The organism is Sphingomonas parva (ex Maeng et al. 2020), from assembly GCF_004564275.1.
GTDB classification, from domain to species: domain Bacteria; phylum Pseudomonadota; class Alphaproteobacteria; order Sphingomonadales; family Sphingomonadaceae; genus Allosphingosinicella; species Allosphingosinicella parva.
The window spans coordinates 38,469-53,940 of record NZ_SPDV01000005.1 but is presented as its reverse complement, the minus strand read 5'-3'; the positions used below and the strand labels follow the sequence as shown (position 1 = coordinate 53,940).

Here is a 15,472-nt window from a genome sequence, read left to right as displayed (position 1 = left end):
CGCCGTCGCGCCCTCGCGCGACGCGTCAGTCGAGCTTGCGGATCGTCGATTGGACGGTCGCGACCTTCAGCCCGAAACGGCGGAAGGTCATCCGGTTGCGGGCGCTGCGTCCCCCCGGATCCAGCGTGATCCACTGCTCGACGCTCGGCCCCTCCTTCATGCGGTAGCGCAGGTGGAGGGTGTCGCCGGCGATTTCGCCGCTGACCGGGCCGTTCACGTCGCTGATCGTGCCGGTGATGCGGTTGCCGCCGGAGCGCAGCAGCCGCCACGCGCGCCGCCGGACGGGCTTGCCCGCCTCTTCGACGATCTGATCGAGGACGAGCGCGCCCTCGGCGTCGATCCGGCCGCGGGCGCGGTCGCGCATGGCGTGCGGACGCGAGGCGATCACGTCCACCGTTCCGGCGCCTTCGGTGGTCCCAGTGAAGAAGCGTTCGAGCGCCGATCCGGCGGCGGGCCCCGCGAGGAGCAGGGCGAGGAGAACGGGAACCGACACGAGAGGCACCTCCGGAACGGCCGGCGGCTGCAGGTCCGCCGGCCCGAGCCAGCCTATAGCAAAGCCGCGGATCGGCCGCGAACGCTTCGGAACAAGCCCCGCGCCCTCGCATTCTCCAGCCTGCACTGCTGCGCTTTTGCGGCAGGCGCGGGCGCTTCGATGCGATCGGCCGGGCCGGATCGCGGCGGGCGGCCGCACGGGCAAGGGAAGGACGCGCCGTGGCCACGCAAGCCGAACGAAGACCGCACAGGCCGATCCACCCGCTGCAGGCGTTCCTCACGGCCGGCGCATTGCCGCTGTTCGTCGGCGGGCTGCTCAGCGACCTTGCCTATTCGTCCAACTATCAGATCCAATGGATCAATTTCGCCGCCTGGCTGATCGCCGGGGCGATGGTCTTCACCGGCTTCGCGCTGCTCGGCGCGCTGATCGGCCTCGTCCGCGCGCGGCCGCGGCGAGGCTGGCCGCTGCTCTCCTTCCTCCTCCTGCTGGTCGTCTTCGTGCTCGGGCTGATCAACTCGTTCGTTCACGCGCGCGACGCCTTCGGAACGATGCCGCAGGGCCTGATCCTGTCCGTGATCGTCACCGTCCTGGCGATCGCAATCGTCTGGATCGGCTTCTCGAGCCTTCGCGTGGGAGCGACGAAATGAACCGGACCGTCCTCCTCTCCGCCGCTGCGGCGGCCGCCCTTCTCACCGCCTGCGGCAGCGATCCCGCGCCCGAGCAATATGGCGCCAATCCGAACCTCCCCGAGCAGGAGCGCGGCCTCGTCCCGAGCATGAAGATCGCCGATCCCGCGCCCTGGGGTGATCAGCGGCCGGTCGTGCCGCAAGGCTATACGATCACCGCCATCGCCACCGGGCTCGGCATCCCGCGCCAGACCCTCGTCCTCGCGAACGGAGACATCCTCGTCGCCGAGGGTCGCGGCGGCGGCGCGCCGCCGCTGCGGCCGAAGGATCTCATCGCCGGCGTGATCAAGGCCAAGGGCACCACGTCCGTGAAGAGCGGCAACCGCCTCACCCTGCTGCGCGACGCGAACGGCGACGGCGTCTACGAGGGCCGCACCGTCTTCGCGGAAAACCTCAACGCTCCGTACGGACTGGCGCTGGTGAACGGCCAGCTCTACGTCGCCAACCAGGATGCGCTGGTGCGCTTCGCTTATGCCGACGGACAAACGCGGGCGAGCGGTCCCCCGGTCAAGGTCACCGACCTGCCGTCGCAGATCAACCATCATTGGACGAAGTCGCTGGCCGCCAGTCCCGACGGCCGCTTCCTCTATGTCGGCATCGGCTCGAACAGCAACATCACCGAGCGCGGCATGGCCGCGGAGGTCGATCGCGCGATGATCTGGCAGATCGATGCCGCGACCGGCGCGCACCGGCCGTTCGCCACCGGCATCCGCAATCCGACCGCGCTCGCCATCCAGCCGGGCACCGGCCGGCTCTGGGCGGTGGTGAACGAGCGCGACGAGCTCGGCCCAAACCTCGTCCCCGACTATCTCACCTCGGTGCGCGACGGCGGCTTCTACGGCTGGCCGTTCAGCTATTGGGGCCAGCACGTCGATACGCGGGCGCAGCCGCAGGATGCGGCCAAGGTCGCGTCGGCGATCCGGCCGGACTACAGCCTGGGGCCGCACGTCGCCGCCCTCGGCGTCGCTTTCTCCAGCCCGGTGATGGGCGCACGCTTCGCCGACGGCGTCTTCGTCGGCGAGCACGGCAGCTGGAACCGCAGCAAGCCGTCCGGCTACAAGGTGGTCTTCGTGCCGTTCCGCGGCGGCCGTCCGGCCGGCCAGCCGATCGATTTCGTCACCGGCTTCCGGGGCAGCGACGGCAAGACCCGCGGCCGTCCGGTCGGCGTCACCGTGGATCCGCGCGGCGCGCTGATCGTCGCGGACGATCTTTCGAACACCATCTGGCGGATCGCGCCGCCCCGCCAGGCGCCGGTCGCGGAAGCGCCGTCCCGGGCCGGCGCGCCGGTCCCCGAGGGCGATCACCCGAGCGCCACCCCTTATTGAGGGAGATTGTGGCGCGCGCCGGTCAGGCCGCCGGTCCCGTGGCGCTCGTCCGCGACCGCACCTCGTCGAGGCTCCACACGCCCGGTCCGGCGAACACGAGGTACAGGAACACGAAGCAGTAGAGGATCGCGGCGTCCCCGCCGTTGTTCACCGGAAAGAAGGTCTGCGGGGCGTGCGCATACCAATAAGCGACCGCCATCGTTCCGGAGGCGAGGAAGGCGGCCGGGCGGGTGAACAGCCCGATCGTGATCAGCAGCCCGCAGGTCAGCTCGAAGATCCCGGCGAAGGCGCCGGGATTGTCGAGCGCCCAGCCGGCGCCCGAAGCCTTGCCGGCCGGAAAGCCGAGGAACTTCTGGGTGCCGTGCTCGAGGAAGATCAGGCCCGAGACGATGCGCAGCAGCGCCAGCGCGTAGGGAGACCTGCGCGCGATACCCACCTGGTCGAGCATTGGGACCTCCGAAATGCGTCGCCGCCGGTCCGTAGACGTGTCGCTGCCGGAATGGTTCCCGACGCGCGAAAGGGGCCGGCGAGGGCCCGGAGCCGCGCCGGGCAATCGGCGCTGGCCGAGCGTCCCCTTTCATGCTTGGCTGCGCCGGCAGGGGAGGGCGAGGCTTGACCGAGGACACACGCCAGGCCGGGTTATCACGGGCGTCGATGGCCGTCGCGGCCTTTTCGACGATCGTCGAATGGTACGATTTCACCCTCTATCTCTATTTCGTGACCGTGCTCGCCAGGATCTTCTTCGGCGGGGGCGAGGGATCGGTGGCGGTGACCCTGGCCGGCTTCGCCGCCGCCTATCTGATGCGCCCGTTTGGAGCGGCCGTGTTCGGCAGCTTCGGTGACCGGTTCGGAAGGCGACGGGTGATGCTCCTGTCGATGGCGATGATGAGCGCGGCGATGCTCGCTACGGCGCTGCTCCCGACCCGCGCCGACATCGGTCCGCTCGCCGGCGGCTTGCTGCTCCTGCTCCGCTGCTTCATGGCCTTCTCGGTCGGCGGCGAATATACCGGCGTCGTCGCCTATCTGCTCGAGGGTGCACCGACCGCGCGGCGCGGCCTGGTGACCTCGCTTGCGGCCATGGCGAGCGAGCTCGGCGCGCTGCTCGCCGTCGGTATCTCGGCCGCGACCGTGGCCGCGCTGGACGGCGCCGCGCTCGAGAGCTGGGGCTGGCGGATCCCGTTCCTGGTCGGATCGGCGCTTGCGGCTGCCGTCTGGATCGCCCGGTCGACCATGGAGGAATCGCCCGAGTTCGAGCGCCAGCGGGCGCGCGGGACGGTGCCGGCCGCGCCGCTGCGCCATGTCGCCGCGCGCTACCGGACGGCCGTGGCGCGCGGCTTCGCCATCTCCGCGCTCGGATCGATCACTTATTATGTCGGCATCACCTACGCGCCGGCGTTCCTGATCGCCGCCGGGGGCCTCGGCGAAGGACAGGCCCTGTGGCTTTCGACGGTCGCGGCGCTGGTGGTGATCGCGATCACGCCGCTGGTCGGGGCCCTATCCGACAGGGTGGGCCGCAGGCCGGTGCTGATCGTCCTATGCGTCGCCGCGGCATCGCTGCCGATCCTGATGTTCGTCTGGATGGGCGCAGGATCGCCGGCGCAGATCTGGCTCGGCATCCTCGCCCTCGCCGCGCTCGGGGGCGGCGTCAGCGCCGTCGGCGCGGTCGCGACCGCCGAGCAATTCCCGGGCGAAGGACGGCTCAGCGGACTCGCCCTGGGGGCGACCGCGGCGACGGCGATCTTCGGCGGCCTCGCGCCCTATGTCGCGCAGCGCCTGCTCGACCACAGCGGCTGGCCGGCTGTTCCGGGCGTGATGATTGCCGCGGTCGCCCTGGCCGTGCTGCCGGTGCTGTGGCGGATGCCGGAGACGCGGCCGGAGCGCTGACGGCCGGTGCGCGGGACGGTCAGAACCAGGCCCGCACGCCCATCAGGACGTTCCACCCGCCCCGTCTCTCTCCGGCCGCGCGGCGGAAATCCGCCGTATCGCCGAACGCCCTTTCATATTCGACGCCGGCATAAGGGGCGAAGCGGCGGTCCAGCTCGTAGCGGAGGCGGAGGCCGAGCGCCGCCTTGCTGAGGCCGGCGCCGAGGCGCAGCGCCGCGGACTCCTGCGCCGAAAGGTTCAGCTCGGCGCGCGGCTGGAGGATCAGCCGCTGGGTGATGCGCAGGTCGTATTCCGCTTCCGCCCGCGCCACGACCTCGCCCTTGCTCGAGACGAAGACGGCGGCGTCGATCTCGAACCAATAAGGCGCGAGACCCTCGACGCCGGCCGCCAGCCAGCTGCGGTCGGGTCCGCTGCCGAAATCCTGGCGGAGGCCGAGCTGCAGATCGAACCACGGATCGATCGCGTGGCTCCACAACGCCTGCACCTCGCCGTGCTCGAGCCGGGAGCCGCCTTCCCCCTCGCTCTTCAGCCACAATTTGTCGACGTCGCCGCCATGCCAGGCATCCATGTCCCAGGCATAGCCGTTCTCGCCGCGCCGGCCCTGCCATTCGAGCCGGTCGATCATCACCTTGGAGACCGGCATGTCGCCGTGCTCGCGCCGCAAGGTCTCGCGGGAGGCGCCCATCGCCGCTCTGTCCCACACGGCATCGGCGGCATGCTCGGGTCCGGCCATCGCCTCTGCAGGGGCCGGGCCGATCGGCGGCGCCTGCGTCGCGGCGCCGTGGGGAGTCGCGGGGGTGCAATGGCCCATCGCGGCATGCTCGGGCGGGCAGGCCGGATCGGCTGCGGCGTGGTCTTGATGCGCCTCGACCGGCGGGGCCTCGGCGGCCGCCGAATGGCCGGCATGCTGGGCGAGCGCCGGCGCGGCGGCGCCCGCCGCGAGAAGCGCGATCAGAAAGCGGGTCATGCGGCGTCTCCGTCGAGCGGCCGGACCGTCACCACCCGCATCATGCCGGCGTGCATGTGGTAGAGAAGGTGGCAGTGGAAGGCCCAATCTCCCGGCGCATCGGCGGTCAGATCGAGGTCGACATAGCCGCCGGGCAGGACGCGTATCGTGTGCTTCAGCGGCTGGAGGTCGCCCTGGCCGTTGACGATCTCGAAGAAGTGGCCGTGCAGATGCATGGGGTGAGTCATCATCGTGTCGTTGATCAGCCGCAGGCGCACGCGCTCGTTCCGGGCGAAGCGATAGGGTTCCGGGCTCTCGCTCAATTGCGCGCCGTCCATCGACCACATGAACCGCTCCATGTTGCCGGTCAGGTGGATGTCGATCCGGCGCGTCGGCGCGCGACGATCCTGTCGCGGCTCCAGGGCGACCAGATCGCGATAGGTGAGCACCCGGTGACCGACTTGGTCGAGCCCGATACCGGGATCGCCGGTGCGGTCCGCCGGCATCGGCGCGATCATGTCGACTCCCGGGCCGACGGGGAATTGGACCCGAGCCTCGTCGCGCATGTCCATGGCGCCGTGGCCCCTCGCCGCATGGTCCATGCCGCCCATGCCCATGTCCTTCATGCCCAGCGTCGGCCGCGGACGGAGCGGCGGCACTGCGGCGCGCAGGCCGAGGCGCGGCGCGAGCGTCGCGACGGCCATGCCGGAGCGGTCGATCGTCTCGGCGACGATGCTGTAGGCGCGGTCGTCCGGTGCGACGATCAGATCGTAGGTCTCGGCATTGCCGATCTGCAGCTCGTCGACCTCGACCGGACGCACCGGGATTCCGTCGGTGGCGACCACGGTGAGGCGCAGGCCGGGGACGCGCAGATTGAAGATCGTCTGGGCCGCCGCATTGACGATGCGGAGGCGAACCCGTTCGCCGGGCCGGAACAGGCCGGTCCAGTTCTCTCCGGGGCTGTGGCCGTTGAGGAGGTAGGTATAGGCGGCGGCGGTGACGTCGGCGATGTCGGTGGGGTCCATCCGCATCCGGGCGAACATGCGGCGGTCCTCGTCGGACATCCGATCGGTCCCGTCACGGCCGGCGAGTGTCGTCTTCTGCCGATTCCAGAAGCCCGCTTCCTGCTTGAGGCGCGTGAACAGCGTGTGCGGGTGGAGGAAGGTCCAGTCCGAAAGGACGAGGACGTGCTCGCGATCGTACGCGATCGGATCGGCACCCGCGGGATCGATGATCAGCGGTCCGTAATGGCCGATCTGCTCCTGCAGGCCCGAATGGCTGTGGTACCAATAGGTGCCGGCCTGCTTCAGCACGAATTCGTAGCTGAAGCTGGACCGTGGCGCGATGCCGGGGAAGCTGACGCCCGGCACGCCGTCCATCTCGAAGGGGACGAGCAGGCCGTGCCAGTGGATCGAGGTCGGCTCGTCGAGGCGGTTGTCGACCGTCAGCCGGACCCGCTCTCCCTCGCGCAGGCGCAGGAGCGGCGCGGGAACGGTGCCGTTGATCGCCACCGCGTGTCCTGCCCTGCCGTCGACGCCGAGCATGGTGCGGTCGACGATCAGCCTGATGTCGTTGCCGCCGAGCGTCGCGGAGCCCTTGGCCGCGAGGCCCGGGCTTCCGCTCCGGGCCCAGGCCGGCAACAGCGCGTTCATTCCGGCGGCGGCGCCGATCAGGCCCGCCCCGCGCAGCAGCGTACGTCGCTGCATGAGCTGGTGAATCATGTCGTCCTCATGCGCCGCCGGGTCTCGGCCCGCGGCGGCGGAAGCGGGAGGCGGAGCGTGTCCCCCGCCTCCCTCGGTGTCAGTTTTGGGGCTGCTGGTGGCCCTGGTGGCCGCTCATGTCGTGGCCGGCATGCGGATCGGCGGCGCCTTCCTCATGCTTGCCGTGCATCTTCTCGCAGCAGGGCATCTTCTTTTCGCTTTTGCAGCAGCAGTCCTTGCCGTCCGCATGCTCGTGCTTCTCGCCGGGGTTGGCCGGCTGGGCGTGCGCAGCGGCGGGGAGAGCGATCGCGAGCGCGACCGCAGCCATCATCGTCTTCATGTCGTGTCTCCTGAAAGAAAGGGGTTCTTCTTCAGGAGATGCGGGGAGGGGGCGTCGCCGCTTCGGGGTGGAGGCCTCTGGGCGCGCAGGCGGGGGCCGGCGGGTCGAGCGGCGCAGGCATGCGGGAGATCTCGGCGACGCGCGCCGGCATCGCGGGCAGCGCGGCGCAGGCGATTGCGCAGTCGAAAGCCTGCCCGGGCCGATCCTTCGGGCGCTCGTCGCTCGCCCCGGCGCAATGCTCCGCCGCCATCTCCGCCGCGCGGTGATGCACGACGGTCGCCTGCGGCGCAGGCGGGGACGCCATCGCTGCCGCGTGCCCGGCCATGGTCAACGGCGCGACGAGCACTGCCAGCAGGATCAGCAGCCGGGACAGGAGAGCAGCCATTCCGGCCAGATAGGGCTTTCGGCCGCTGATCGCCAGCGGGCTAGAGCGCATGGCCGGCGCCGACGGGGCCGAGCGCCATCCATACGGCCATGGCGATCATCATCAGATTCTCGGTCAGCGAGACGAAGCCGAGCGGCACGTTGCTCGATCCGCCGACGCACGCGCATTTGAGCTCGCGCTTGTCGAGATACACGGCCTTGAACACCGAGACCGCGCCGATCGTGCCGATGACGAGGGCGATCGGCACCGAGAGCCAGGTGAGGACGCCGGCCGTCATCAGCACACCCGCCAGGCCTTCGGCGAACGGATAGACATAGCCATAAGGCACCCAGCGCCGCGCCAGCAGGTCGTAGTTCAGGAACATCGTCGCGAACGTTTCGACGTTCTGGAGCTTGAGCAGCGCCAGCACGACCATCGAGAAGCTGATGAACCACTCGGCGGCGCGAACGGTCAGCGCGTCGCCTGAGACCGCGTAGCTCGCGGCCAGGGCCAGCAGGGCCGTCATCGCGAACAAGGCGATCACCGGCCGGTAGCTGGTCGCCTTCGGATCGGCCACCCGCTTGCCGAGGAAGCGGCGGAGATCGTCATAGCCGCCGATCCGCTCCTTCGCGATGAAGATCTGCGGGGTCGTCGCGACATCGTGCTTCGCCTTGAACGCGTCGGTCTCCTCGCGGGTGGCGAGGTGGTGATCCTCGACCTGGTAGCCGGATCGCTTCAGCAGGTCCTTCGCCTTGAGGCCGTAGGGGCAGATGTGGTGCGGCATGACCATGCGGTACAGCAATGCTTTGCCCGGCACCTGCGGACGATGGCTGATGTCCGACATTGCACGTCTCCTTGTGAACGAGTCGGATCCCCTATACCTTCCGTACCATGGTACAGAGTCAAGAGGCCCAGTCGCTGACCATCGCCAGGCTTGCCGCAGCCGGCGGAGTCGGCGTGGAGACGATCCGTTTCTACCAGCGCAAGGGCCTGCTCGATACGCCAACGCGCGACGGCGGCATTCGCCGCTATGGTTCGGAGGACCTGCGAAGGCTGCGCTTCATCCGCCAGGCGCAGGCGGCCGGCTTCACGCTCGAGGAGATCCGCGAGTTGCTCGCGCTCGACGCGGGCGAGGATCGGAGCCGCGCCCGGGAGATGGCGCGCCGCCGCATCGAGGCGCTCGACGAGCGGATCGCCGAGCTGCAGCGCGCCCGCGACGTGCTCGAGCGGCTGGCGCGCGAGTGCCGCGCGGGGACGAAAGGGCCGTGCCCGATCCTCGCGTCGTTCGAGATCTGAAGGACGGCCGCCGCTCAGCGCCCGAGCAGCCGCACGATCGCGCTGAGCGCTTCGGGATCGTTGACCATCTCGCTGTGGCGGCAATGGAGCTCCACGCGCTCGTCGGCCTCGCCATCGAGCCCGCGCGCGCTGGCCGGCGCGACGATCGCGCCTCGACCAGGCCATCATCCGTACCGGCGGGTGATCGGCGGCGTGGGCATGCGCCGCCAACAGAAGGTGGCGGCGGCGGTTCCCCGGACCCGTGTCGATCAGGCCCCTTCATCGGCAGGACGCGCTGAGCCGCTTGCTCGCCTTCATTCTTCGGGTGCCTTGCGCTATGATCGCGCCGTGCCCGCCCTCCCGCGCAACCTCGGTGATCGCCACGTGCTCGTCTGGCTGCTCGGCCTCGCGATCGCGCTGAGGGTGCTTGTGCCCGCGGGTTGGATGCCGGTGTTCGGCGCCCACGGAGTGCGGCTGGAGCTGTGCGGCGGTCGGGCACCGCAGCCGGCGCTCGAACTCCCCCACCACGACGGCCAGGCCGTCTCGGCCCATGCCGGCCATGGCGGCGACAAGGGCAAGGATCCTCCGCCTCCCGATCAACCCTGCGCTTTCGCCGCCGTCGCCGCGCCCTGGCTGGGTGCCGATCTTCCGCTGCCGCTCGCGCCGCCCGCCCTCGCGCTTGCCGCAATTTCGCCTGCAACCTTCGTAGCGCTCGGCCGCGGCCTTGCCGCGCCGCCGCCGCCCTCCACTGGACCGCCCCTCCTGTCCTGATCCTCGACGCCGCTCGCGCGGCGCCCGCCGCCGCTCGGCGGCGTATGCGATCCAGGGAAGGACATCATGAAGCTTATTTTTGCAGCAGGCGCGTCTCTGGGCGCGCTTGTCGCCGCCGGCCATCCGGCGGCAGCGCAGACCCGCGCGCCGGACGACGAGCCCATTCTCGTCACCGGCGAACGCATGGTCGATGCCGACAGGGAGGTCGCGCAGCGCCCCGGCGGTGCCGATCTCGTCACCGCCGAAGACTATCGGGACCGCGCCGCCGTGTCGTTGCGCGACGCGCTCGCTTTCTCGCCGGGCGTCTACGCTCAGCCGCGTTTCGGTCAGGAAGTGCGGCTCTCGATCCGCGGGTCCGGCCTCAGCCGCGGTTTCCACATGCGTGGGCTGACGCTCCTCCAGGATGGGATTCCGATCAATCTCGCCGACGATAACGGCGATTTCCAGGAGCTCGATCCGGCCGTGCTGCACCACATCGAGGTGTATCGCGGCGCCAGCGGCCTCCGCTTTGGCGGCTCCACCCTCGGCGGCGCGATCAACGGCGTGACGCCCACCGGCCGGAGCAGCCCGGGCGTGACCGCCCGGCTCGATGGCGGCAGCTTCGATACCGTGCGGGCGCTTGCCTCCGCCGGCTATGCCGATTCGCGTGGCGACGCCTGGTTCGCCCTGAGCGCCGATCGTTCGGACGGCGAGCGCGAGCATGCGCAGCGGCACTCGCTGCGCTTTCACGGGAACGTCGGGCTGAGGCTCACGCCGTTGGTGGAGACACGCTTCTACGCCAGTGCTCAGACGATCGATCAGGCCCTGCCAGGCGCTTTGCCGCTCGCGGTCGTCCGCACCCGTCCGAAGACGGGAATTTTCGCCGGAGATCAGGCGCGGGACATCGAGTCGCTGCGGCTCCAGAACCGGACCACGTTCACGATCGGCGGCACGGTCGTCGATGTCGGCGCCTTCCTCAACGCCAAGGCGCTTCATCATCCGATCTTCCAGGTCGTCGACCAGCAGTCCACCGATTACGGGGCCTATTCGCGGCTCGCGTGGGAGCTGGGGCCGCTCGCCCTCGTCACGGGCGGCACGGCCCGGTTCGGCACCGTCGATTCGCGCCGCTCCGTCAATCTGAACGGGAAGCGCGGCGCGCTCACCTTCCAGGCCGATCAGGAGGCCCGCACGATCGACGTCTACGCCGAGGCGCGCTATCGCATCGGAGCGGTGAGCCTGATCGCCGGCGGCATCTACACCGATGGCATGCGTGCGCAGCACCAGCTCGTCCCCACCGGCGTTCGGGCACGCGCCGAGTTCGGCCAGTTCTCGCCGCGTCTCGGCCTGCTCTGGGACCCGCGCGGGAATCTGCAATTCTACGCCAATTACAGCCGTTCGCACGAGCTGCCCGGCTTCATCGAGCTTGCCCAGGTGGCGAGCTTCGTGCCGGTCGAGGCGCAGCGCGCGCATACCGCCGAAGTCGGCGGGCGTGGCCGCATCGGGATCGCCACGTTCGATCTCAGCCTCTACCGCGCGCGCCTGCGCGGCGAGATGCTGCAGTTCACCGTTGGGCCGGACATACCCGCCTCGACCTTCAACGCGGACCGCACCCTTCATCAGGGCATCGAGGCGGCGCTGACCCTCCATCTGGCATCCTGGGCGCGGCTCCGTCAGGCCTATCAGCTGAACGACTTCCGCTTCCGCGACGACCGGCAATTCGGCGAGAACCGGCTTCCGGTGATCCCGCGGCACCTGTACCGCGCCGAGCTTCGCCTGGGCGGCGACGGTTTCCACGTCGCGCCCACCCTGGAATGGGTACCTGAAGGCCCCTGGGCCGATTACGCCAACACGCTGAAGCTGGGCGGCGATGCGCTGCTCGGGCTCACCGCCGAGGCGGCGCTGCGCGACGGCCTGACGTTGTTCCTCGACGCCCGCAACCTCGGGAACCGCAAGGCGGTAGGGGACATCTCTGCCGTCGTGAAGGCGGATGCGGCGGCCGCGATCTTCTACCCGGTCGAACGCCGCGCCGCCTTCGCCGGCGTGCGGGCGCGCTTCTGAGGGGGGCGTGATGACGACATCCTTCTATCGGGCGATCTGGCGCTGGCACTTCTACGCCGGGCTGGTCGTGCTTCCGGTGCTCGCCTGGCTCGCCGTCACCGGCGGCCTCTATCTCTTCAAGCCGGAGATCGAGCACGCCCTCTATCGCGACTGGATCGTGCTCGACGCGCCGGCGCGGCCGCTCGCTTTCGCCGAGATGGTAGAGCGCGTGCAGAGGGCGAGCGGCGGCAGCGTCGTCCAGGTCCTGCGCCCCGCGGAGAGCCGCGAAAGCTGGCGCATGACGCTGGAGATGCCGGGCGGCGCCCGGCGGACCGCCTTCGTCGATCCGTCGATCGGGCGCGTGCTGGGCACTATCTCGGAGGGCGGCCTGATGCAGACCGTCCGCAACCTCCACAGCCTCGTGATCGCTGGCCCCGTCGGCAATGCGCTGATCGAGATCGTCGCCGGCTGGGCGATCGTCCTCGTGCTCACCGGCTTCATCCTGTGGTGGCCGCGTGGCGGGACACGCGCGGTGGCGCTGCGCGGGCGGCCGGCGCAGCGGCTGTTCTGGCGCGATCTGCACGCCTCGACCGGGGCGATCGCCGGCGCGGTGATCCTGTTCCTCGCAGTCACCGGCCTGCCCTGGTCGGTGTTCTGGGGCGCGAGGCTCCAGGCCTTCGTGGCCGAGCAGGGCCTCGGTCGGCCGCGTCCGCCCGAGATCGTCGCCGGCAGCGGGCATCACGAGGATCCGGCGCATCGCCGGAGCCTGCCCTGGTCGCTCCAGGCTGCGCCGGAGGCGATGTCGCACGGAATGCGCGACGTCGGCCCGGACGCCGCGATTGCCGCAGTGGCGGCGCGGGGGCTCGCGCCGCCTTACGCGCTGAACCTGCCGCGCTCCCCGGGGGCGGCCTATTCGCTGAGCCGGACGATCACCCGCTCGGGCGACGCGCGAGTGGTCACCGTCGATGCCGCCACTGGCCAGGTGCTGCAGGATGTGTCCGCGCGCGATTTCGGCGCCGGCGCGCGCGCGATCGAATGGGGAATCTACACCCACCAGGGCCAGCAATATGGCGAGCCGAACCGGATGGTGATGCTGGCCGGATGCCTCGCGCTGCTGCTCCTCGCCGTCAGCGCGCCGGTGATGTGGTGGAAAAGGCGGCGCGACGGCCGGTTGCGGGCGCCTCCCGCGGCCGAGGATGCACGCGCGGTGCGCAGGGTCGCGGCGGCGATGATCGTCGCCGGCATCCTCTATCCGCTGACCGGCCTCACCATCCTCGCCGCCTTTGCGGTCGAGTGGATCGGTGCGCCGCTGCGCCGGCGGAGCGGATGAAGGAGAAAGCGCCTCCCCCGTGGGGGAGGCGGCGCTCAATAATGCGAGTTGTGCGAGATCGGGGTGGGGAGATCCATCCGCGAGAGGCCGCCGGCGGCGCCATAGACGGCGTGGCGGGTACCGGTCAGGCGCTTGGCCTCGGCGGTCACCGCCGCCAGCATCTCCACCGAGAGATCGATCTGGCGCGACAGCGCCTCGGCGTTGGGCACGGAGGCTTCCTTCAGCTCGCGCAGCGCCTCGACCAGCTCGTCCTTCTGCGGTCCCTCGAGCTTCTCCAGCCAATCGGCATCGTGACGGCCGAGCTCGGCCGACTTGGTGTCGAGGCAGGCGACCAGCCGCGCCTTCGCGCCGGCGATTTCCTGGATGCCGCCGAAGCGGCTCTGGAGAAGCTGGGTCTCCTCGCGCATCAGCGCGGAGAGCGACTTCACCAGGTCGATAAGCTCACTGACCATTGTCGGCTCCTCCCTGCATGCGGATGATCTGATCGAGAACGGCGGGCGCGAGGCCGACGCCGCCGCCCTTCGCCATCTCGGCGCCGAGCGTCTCGGCCAGCACGCCGCGGAACATCTCCTCGCCGTGGCCGCCCGAAAATTCGTCGCCGACCTCGACGCTCTCCATCATCAATTTCGCCATCTGGCCGAGGAACACGGCCTCGAACTCGCGGGCGGTCGCCTGGGCGGGCGTCTCGCGCTTCGGCGCGGGCGCGGCGGGCGGGCTCGTCGGGATCGGCTGGATGTCGGCCATATCGTGTTCCTTACTGGACCTGGATCTCGGCCTGGAGCGCGCCGGCGGTCTTCAGGGCCTGGAGGATGGTGATCAGGTCGCGCGGGCTGACGCCCAGAGCGTTGAGGCCGCCGACGAGGGACTTCAGCGACGAGCCCCCGCCGACCATGGCGAGCGAGGCGCCGTTGCCGTCGTTGACGTCGATCGAGGTGCGCGGCAGCACCACCGTCTGGCCCTCGGAAAGCGGCGCCGGCTGCGAGGCGACCGGAGTCTCGGTGACGCTGATCGTCAGGCCGCCCTGGGCGATCGCCACCGGGCTGATGCGCACATCGGCGCTCATCACCACCGTGCCGGCGGCCTCGTTGATGACGACGCGGGCCGGCTGGTCGGCATCGACCTCGAGATTCTCGATGCGGCCGACGAGATCGACGACGGAACCGCCCTGCGGGGTCAGCTGCACGGTCGCCGGGTCGAGCACCTCGGCGCTGCCGGGCTCCTCGTTGTTGATCGCCGCGGCGATCCGGCGGGCGGTGGTGAAATCGGGGTTCTTGAGCGCCAGCTTCAGGGTCTGGGCGGATTTCAGCGCGAACGGCACCTCGCGCTCGACGATCCCGCCGCCCGCGATGCGCGCCGAAGTGGAGACGCCGCGGCTGACGCTGGCGCCGGCGCCCTGCGCCTTGAAGCCGGAGACGGCGAGCGGACCCTGGGCGACGGCATAGACCTCGCCGTCGAGCGCCTTGAGCGGCGTCACGATCAGCGTGCCGCCCTGCAGGCTCGAGGCGTCGCCCATCGCGGAGACCTGGACGTCGACCTGGCTGCCGCTGCGCGCGAACGGCGGCAGCGTGGCGGTGACCATCACCGCAGCGACGTTCTGGGTGCGCATCTGCGTGCCTTCGACGCTGACGCCCATCCGGCCGAGCATCCCCTTCAGCGATTCCTCGGTGAAGGGGGCGTTGCGGGTGCGGTCTCCGGTGCCGGCGAGGCCGACCACTAGGCCGTAGCCGACGAGCTGGTTGGACCGGACGTTCTCGACGTCGACGATGTCCTTCACCCGCGGCCCGGCCGAGGCCGGTGCGGCGGCCGCGAAAGCGGCGATCAGGGAGGCAGCGAGCAAGGCTTTGCGCATTATTCTCTTCGTCAATGGCGATGAGTGGCTCTTCTCCTTATAGGATGAGGATAAGGGCTCGCCCCGATCGAAAGGAAATATCGTGCGCATCACCGGCCTGCCACCGATCCGCCCGAAGGACCTGCGTCCGGCCAAGGCGACGCGGGCACGCTTCTCCGTGCCGAGCGACGAAGGCTCGCGCGCGACCGGCGCGCTCCAGCCGCTGACCTCGGTCGACATGCTGCTCGCGATCGCCGCGGTCGACGAGGAAGCCGAGCGCCGCCGCCAGATGGCCGCGGCCGCGACCGCCGGGCTCGACGCCCTCGAGGCCCTCGATCAGGCGGCCGATCCGGAGGATCGTCAGGAGAAGGCGCAGGCGGTGGCCGAATGGGCGGGCAAGGCCGAGCCGCCGTCGGATCCCGATCTTGCGCGGCTGCAGACCCAGATCGAGCTGCGCGCCCTGATCGAGATCGCCAAATTCGAACGCGACCGCTGAGCCGCCTCCTTACCTGGC

18 protein-coding genes are annotated in these 15,472 nt (G+C 70.3%); 8 read left to right on the top strand and 10 right to left on the bottom strand.

Annotated elements, in window-relative coordinates; all coding sequences use genetic code 11:
• Positions 1-25 precede the first annotated feature (25 nt).
• Positions 26-493, bottom strand: coding sequence for a DUF3833 family protein (locus E2493_RS03925; RefSeq protein ID WP_167737373.1), 468 nt, complete (start codon positions 491-493; stop codon positions 26-28).
• A gap of 218 nt (positions 494-711) precedes the next feature.
• Here E2493_RS03925 and E2493_RS03920 point away from each other — a divergent pair, with 218 nt between their 5' ends.
• Together E2493_RS03920 and E2493_RS03915 are read left to right on the top strand one after the other, a co-directional pair.
• Positions 712-1,140 (top strand): DUF2231 domain-containing protein, encoded by a 429-nt coding sequence (locus E2493_RS03920; RefSeq protein WP_135083935.1) that lies wholly within the window; start codon positions 712-714, stop codon positions 1,138-1,140.
• Positions 1,137-2,504, top strand: coding sequence for a PQQ-dependent sugar dehydrogenase (locus E2493_RS03915; protein ID WP_135083933.1), 1,368 nt, complete (start codon positions 1,137-1,139; stop codon positions 2,502-2,504). Before E2493_RS03920 ends, E2493_RS03915 begins: the two co-directional genes overlap by 4 nt.
• A 22-nt stretch (positions 2,505-2,526) precedes the next feature.
• On the opposite strand, the gene E2493_RS03910 is transcribed toward E2493_RS03915, so the two are convergent.
• Positions 2,527-2,952, bottom strand: coding sequence for a DoxX family protein (locus E2493_RS03910; RefSeq protein ID WP_135083931.1), 426 nt, complete (start codon positions 2,950-2,952; stop codon positions 2,527-2,529).
• Between the two features lie 206 nt (positions 2,953-3,158).
• Between E2493_RS03910 and E2493_RS03905 the strand changes: the two genes are divergently transcribed.
• Entirely contained in the window at positions 3,159-4,388 is a 1,230-nt protein-coding gene (locus tag E2493_RS03905) for an MFS transporter (protein WP_135083979.1), read from the top strand.
• Positions 4,389-4,407: 19 nt separating this feature from the next.
• Here the strand turns inward: E2493_RS03905 and E2493_RS03900 are convergent, their stop codons facing one another.
• The 5 genes from E2493_RS03900 to E2493_RS03880 form a co-directional block, all read right to left on the bottom strand.
• Positions 4,408-5,355, bottom strand: a complete 948-nt coding sequence (locus tag E2493_RS03900) for a copper resistance protein B (protein ID WP_135083929.1) — start codon at positions 5,353-5,355, stop codon at positions 4,408-4,410.
• Positions 5,352-7,055: a copper resistance system multicopper oxidase gene (locus E2493_RS03895; RefSeq protein WP_225421130.1), complete on the bottom strand. Its 1,704-nt coding sequence runs from the start codon at positions 7,053-7,055 to the stop codon at positions 5,352-5,354. Before E2493_RS03895 ends, E2493_RS03900 begins: the two co-directional genes overlap by 4 nt.
• 79 nt (positions 7,056-7,134) lie before the next feature.
• Complete coding sequence (locus E2493_RS03890) at positions 7,135-7,374, bottom strand: hypothetical protein (RefSeq protein WP_135083927.1); 240 nt, start codon at positions 7,372-7,374, stop codon at positions 7,135-7,137.
• A gap of 31 nt (positions 7,375-7,405) precedes the next feature.
• On the bottom strand, positions 7,406-7,759 hold the full coding sequence (locus tag E2493_RS03885; protein WP_135083925.1) for a hypothetical protein: 354 nt from the start codon (positions 7,757-7,759) through the stop codon (positions 7,406-7,408).
• 40 nt (positions 7,760-7,799) lie between these two features.
• Entirely contained in the window at positions 7,800-8,582 is a 783-nt protein-coding gene (locus E2493_RS03880) for a glutaredoxin family protein (RefSeq protein WP_135083923.1), read from the bottom strand.
• Positions 8,583-8,629: 47 nt separating this feature from the next.
• Here E2493_RS03880 and E2493_RS03875 point away from each other — a divergent pair, with 47 nt between their 5' ends.
• The 4 genes from E2493_RS03875 (at position 8,630) to E2493_RS03860 (ending at position 13,130) form a co-directional block, all read left to right on the top strand.
• Positions 8,630-9,034, top strand: coding sequence for a MerR family transcriptional regulator (locus E2493_RS03875; RefSeq protein ID WP_135083921.1), 405 nt, complete (start codon positions 8,630-8,632; stop codon positions 9,032-9,034).
• A gap of 327 nt (positions 9,035-9,361) precedes the next feature.
• Positions 9,362-9,784 carry a hypothetical protein gene (locus E2493_RS03870; RefSeq protein WP_135083919.1) on the top strand — a complete coding sequence of 141 codons (423 nt, stop codon included), beginning with the start codon at positions 9,362-9,364 and terminating at the stop codon, positions 9,782-9,784.
• A gap of 66 nt (positions 9,785-9,850) precedes the next feature.
• The gene (locus tag E2493_RS03865; protein WP_135083917.1) at positions 9,851-11,821 is read left to right on the top strand and encodes a TonB-dependent receptor family protein; all 1,971 of its coding nucleotides are present in this window, start codon (positions 9,851-9,853) and stop codon (positions 11,819-11,821) included.
• Between the two features lie 10 nt (positions 11,822-11,831).
• Positions 11,832-13,130: a PepSY-associated TM helix domain-containing protein gene (locus E2493_RS03860; RefSeq protein WP_135083915.1), complete on the top strand. Its 1,299-nt coding sequence runs from the start codon at positions 11,832-11,834 to the stop codon at positions 13,128-13,130.
• 35 nt (positions 13,131-13,165) lie between these two features.
• On the opposite strand, the gene E2493_RS03855 is transcribed toward E2493_RS03860, so the two are convergent.
• From E2493_RS03855 to E2493_RS03845, 3 genes are read right to left on the bottom strand one after another with little or no spacing between them, the layout of a single operon-like run.
• Positions 13,166-13,582, bottom strand: coding sequence for a flagellar biosynthesis protein FlgN (locus tag E2493_RS03855; protein WP_135083913.1), 417 nt, complete (start codon positions 13,580-13,582; stop codon positions 13,166-13,168).
• A complete protein-coding gene (locus E2493_RS03850) occupies positions 13,572-13,874 on the bottom strand; it encodes a rod-binding protein (RefSeq protein WP_135083911.1) in 303 nt (100 codons plus the stop codon). Before E2493_RS03850 ends, E2493_RS03855 begins: the two co-directional genes overlap by 11 nt.
• 10 nt (positions 13,875-13,884) lie before the next feature.
• Positions 13,885-14,979 (bottom strand): flagellar basal body P-ring protein FlgI, encoded by a 1,095-nt coding sequence (locus E2493_RS03845; protein WP_135083909.1) that lies wholly within the window; start codon positions 14,977-14,979, stop codon positions 13,885-13,887.
• 82 nt (positions 14,980-15,061) lie between these two features.
• On the opposite strand from E2493_RS03845, the gene E2493_RS03840 reads away from it, so the two are divergent.
• Complete coding sequence (locus tag E2493_RS03840) at positions 15,062-15,454, top strand: flagellar assembly protein FliX (protein ID WP_167737371.1); 393 nt, start codon at positions 15,062-15,064, stop codon at positions 15,452-15,454.
• The last annotated feature ends 18 nt before the right edge of the window (positions 15,455-15,472 follow it).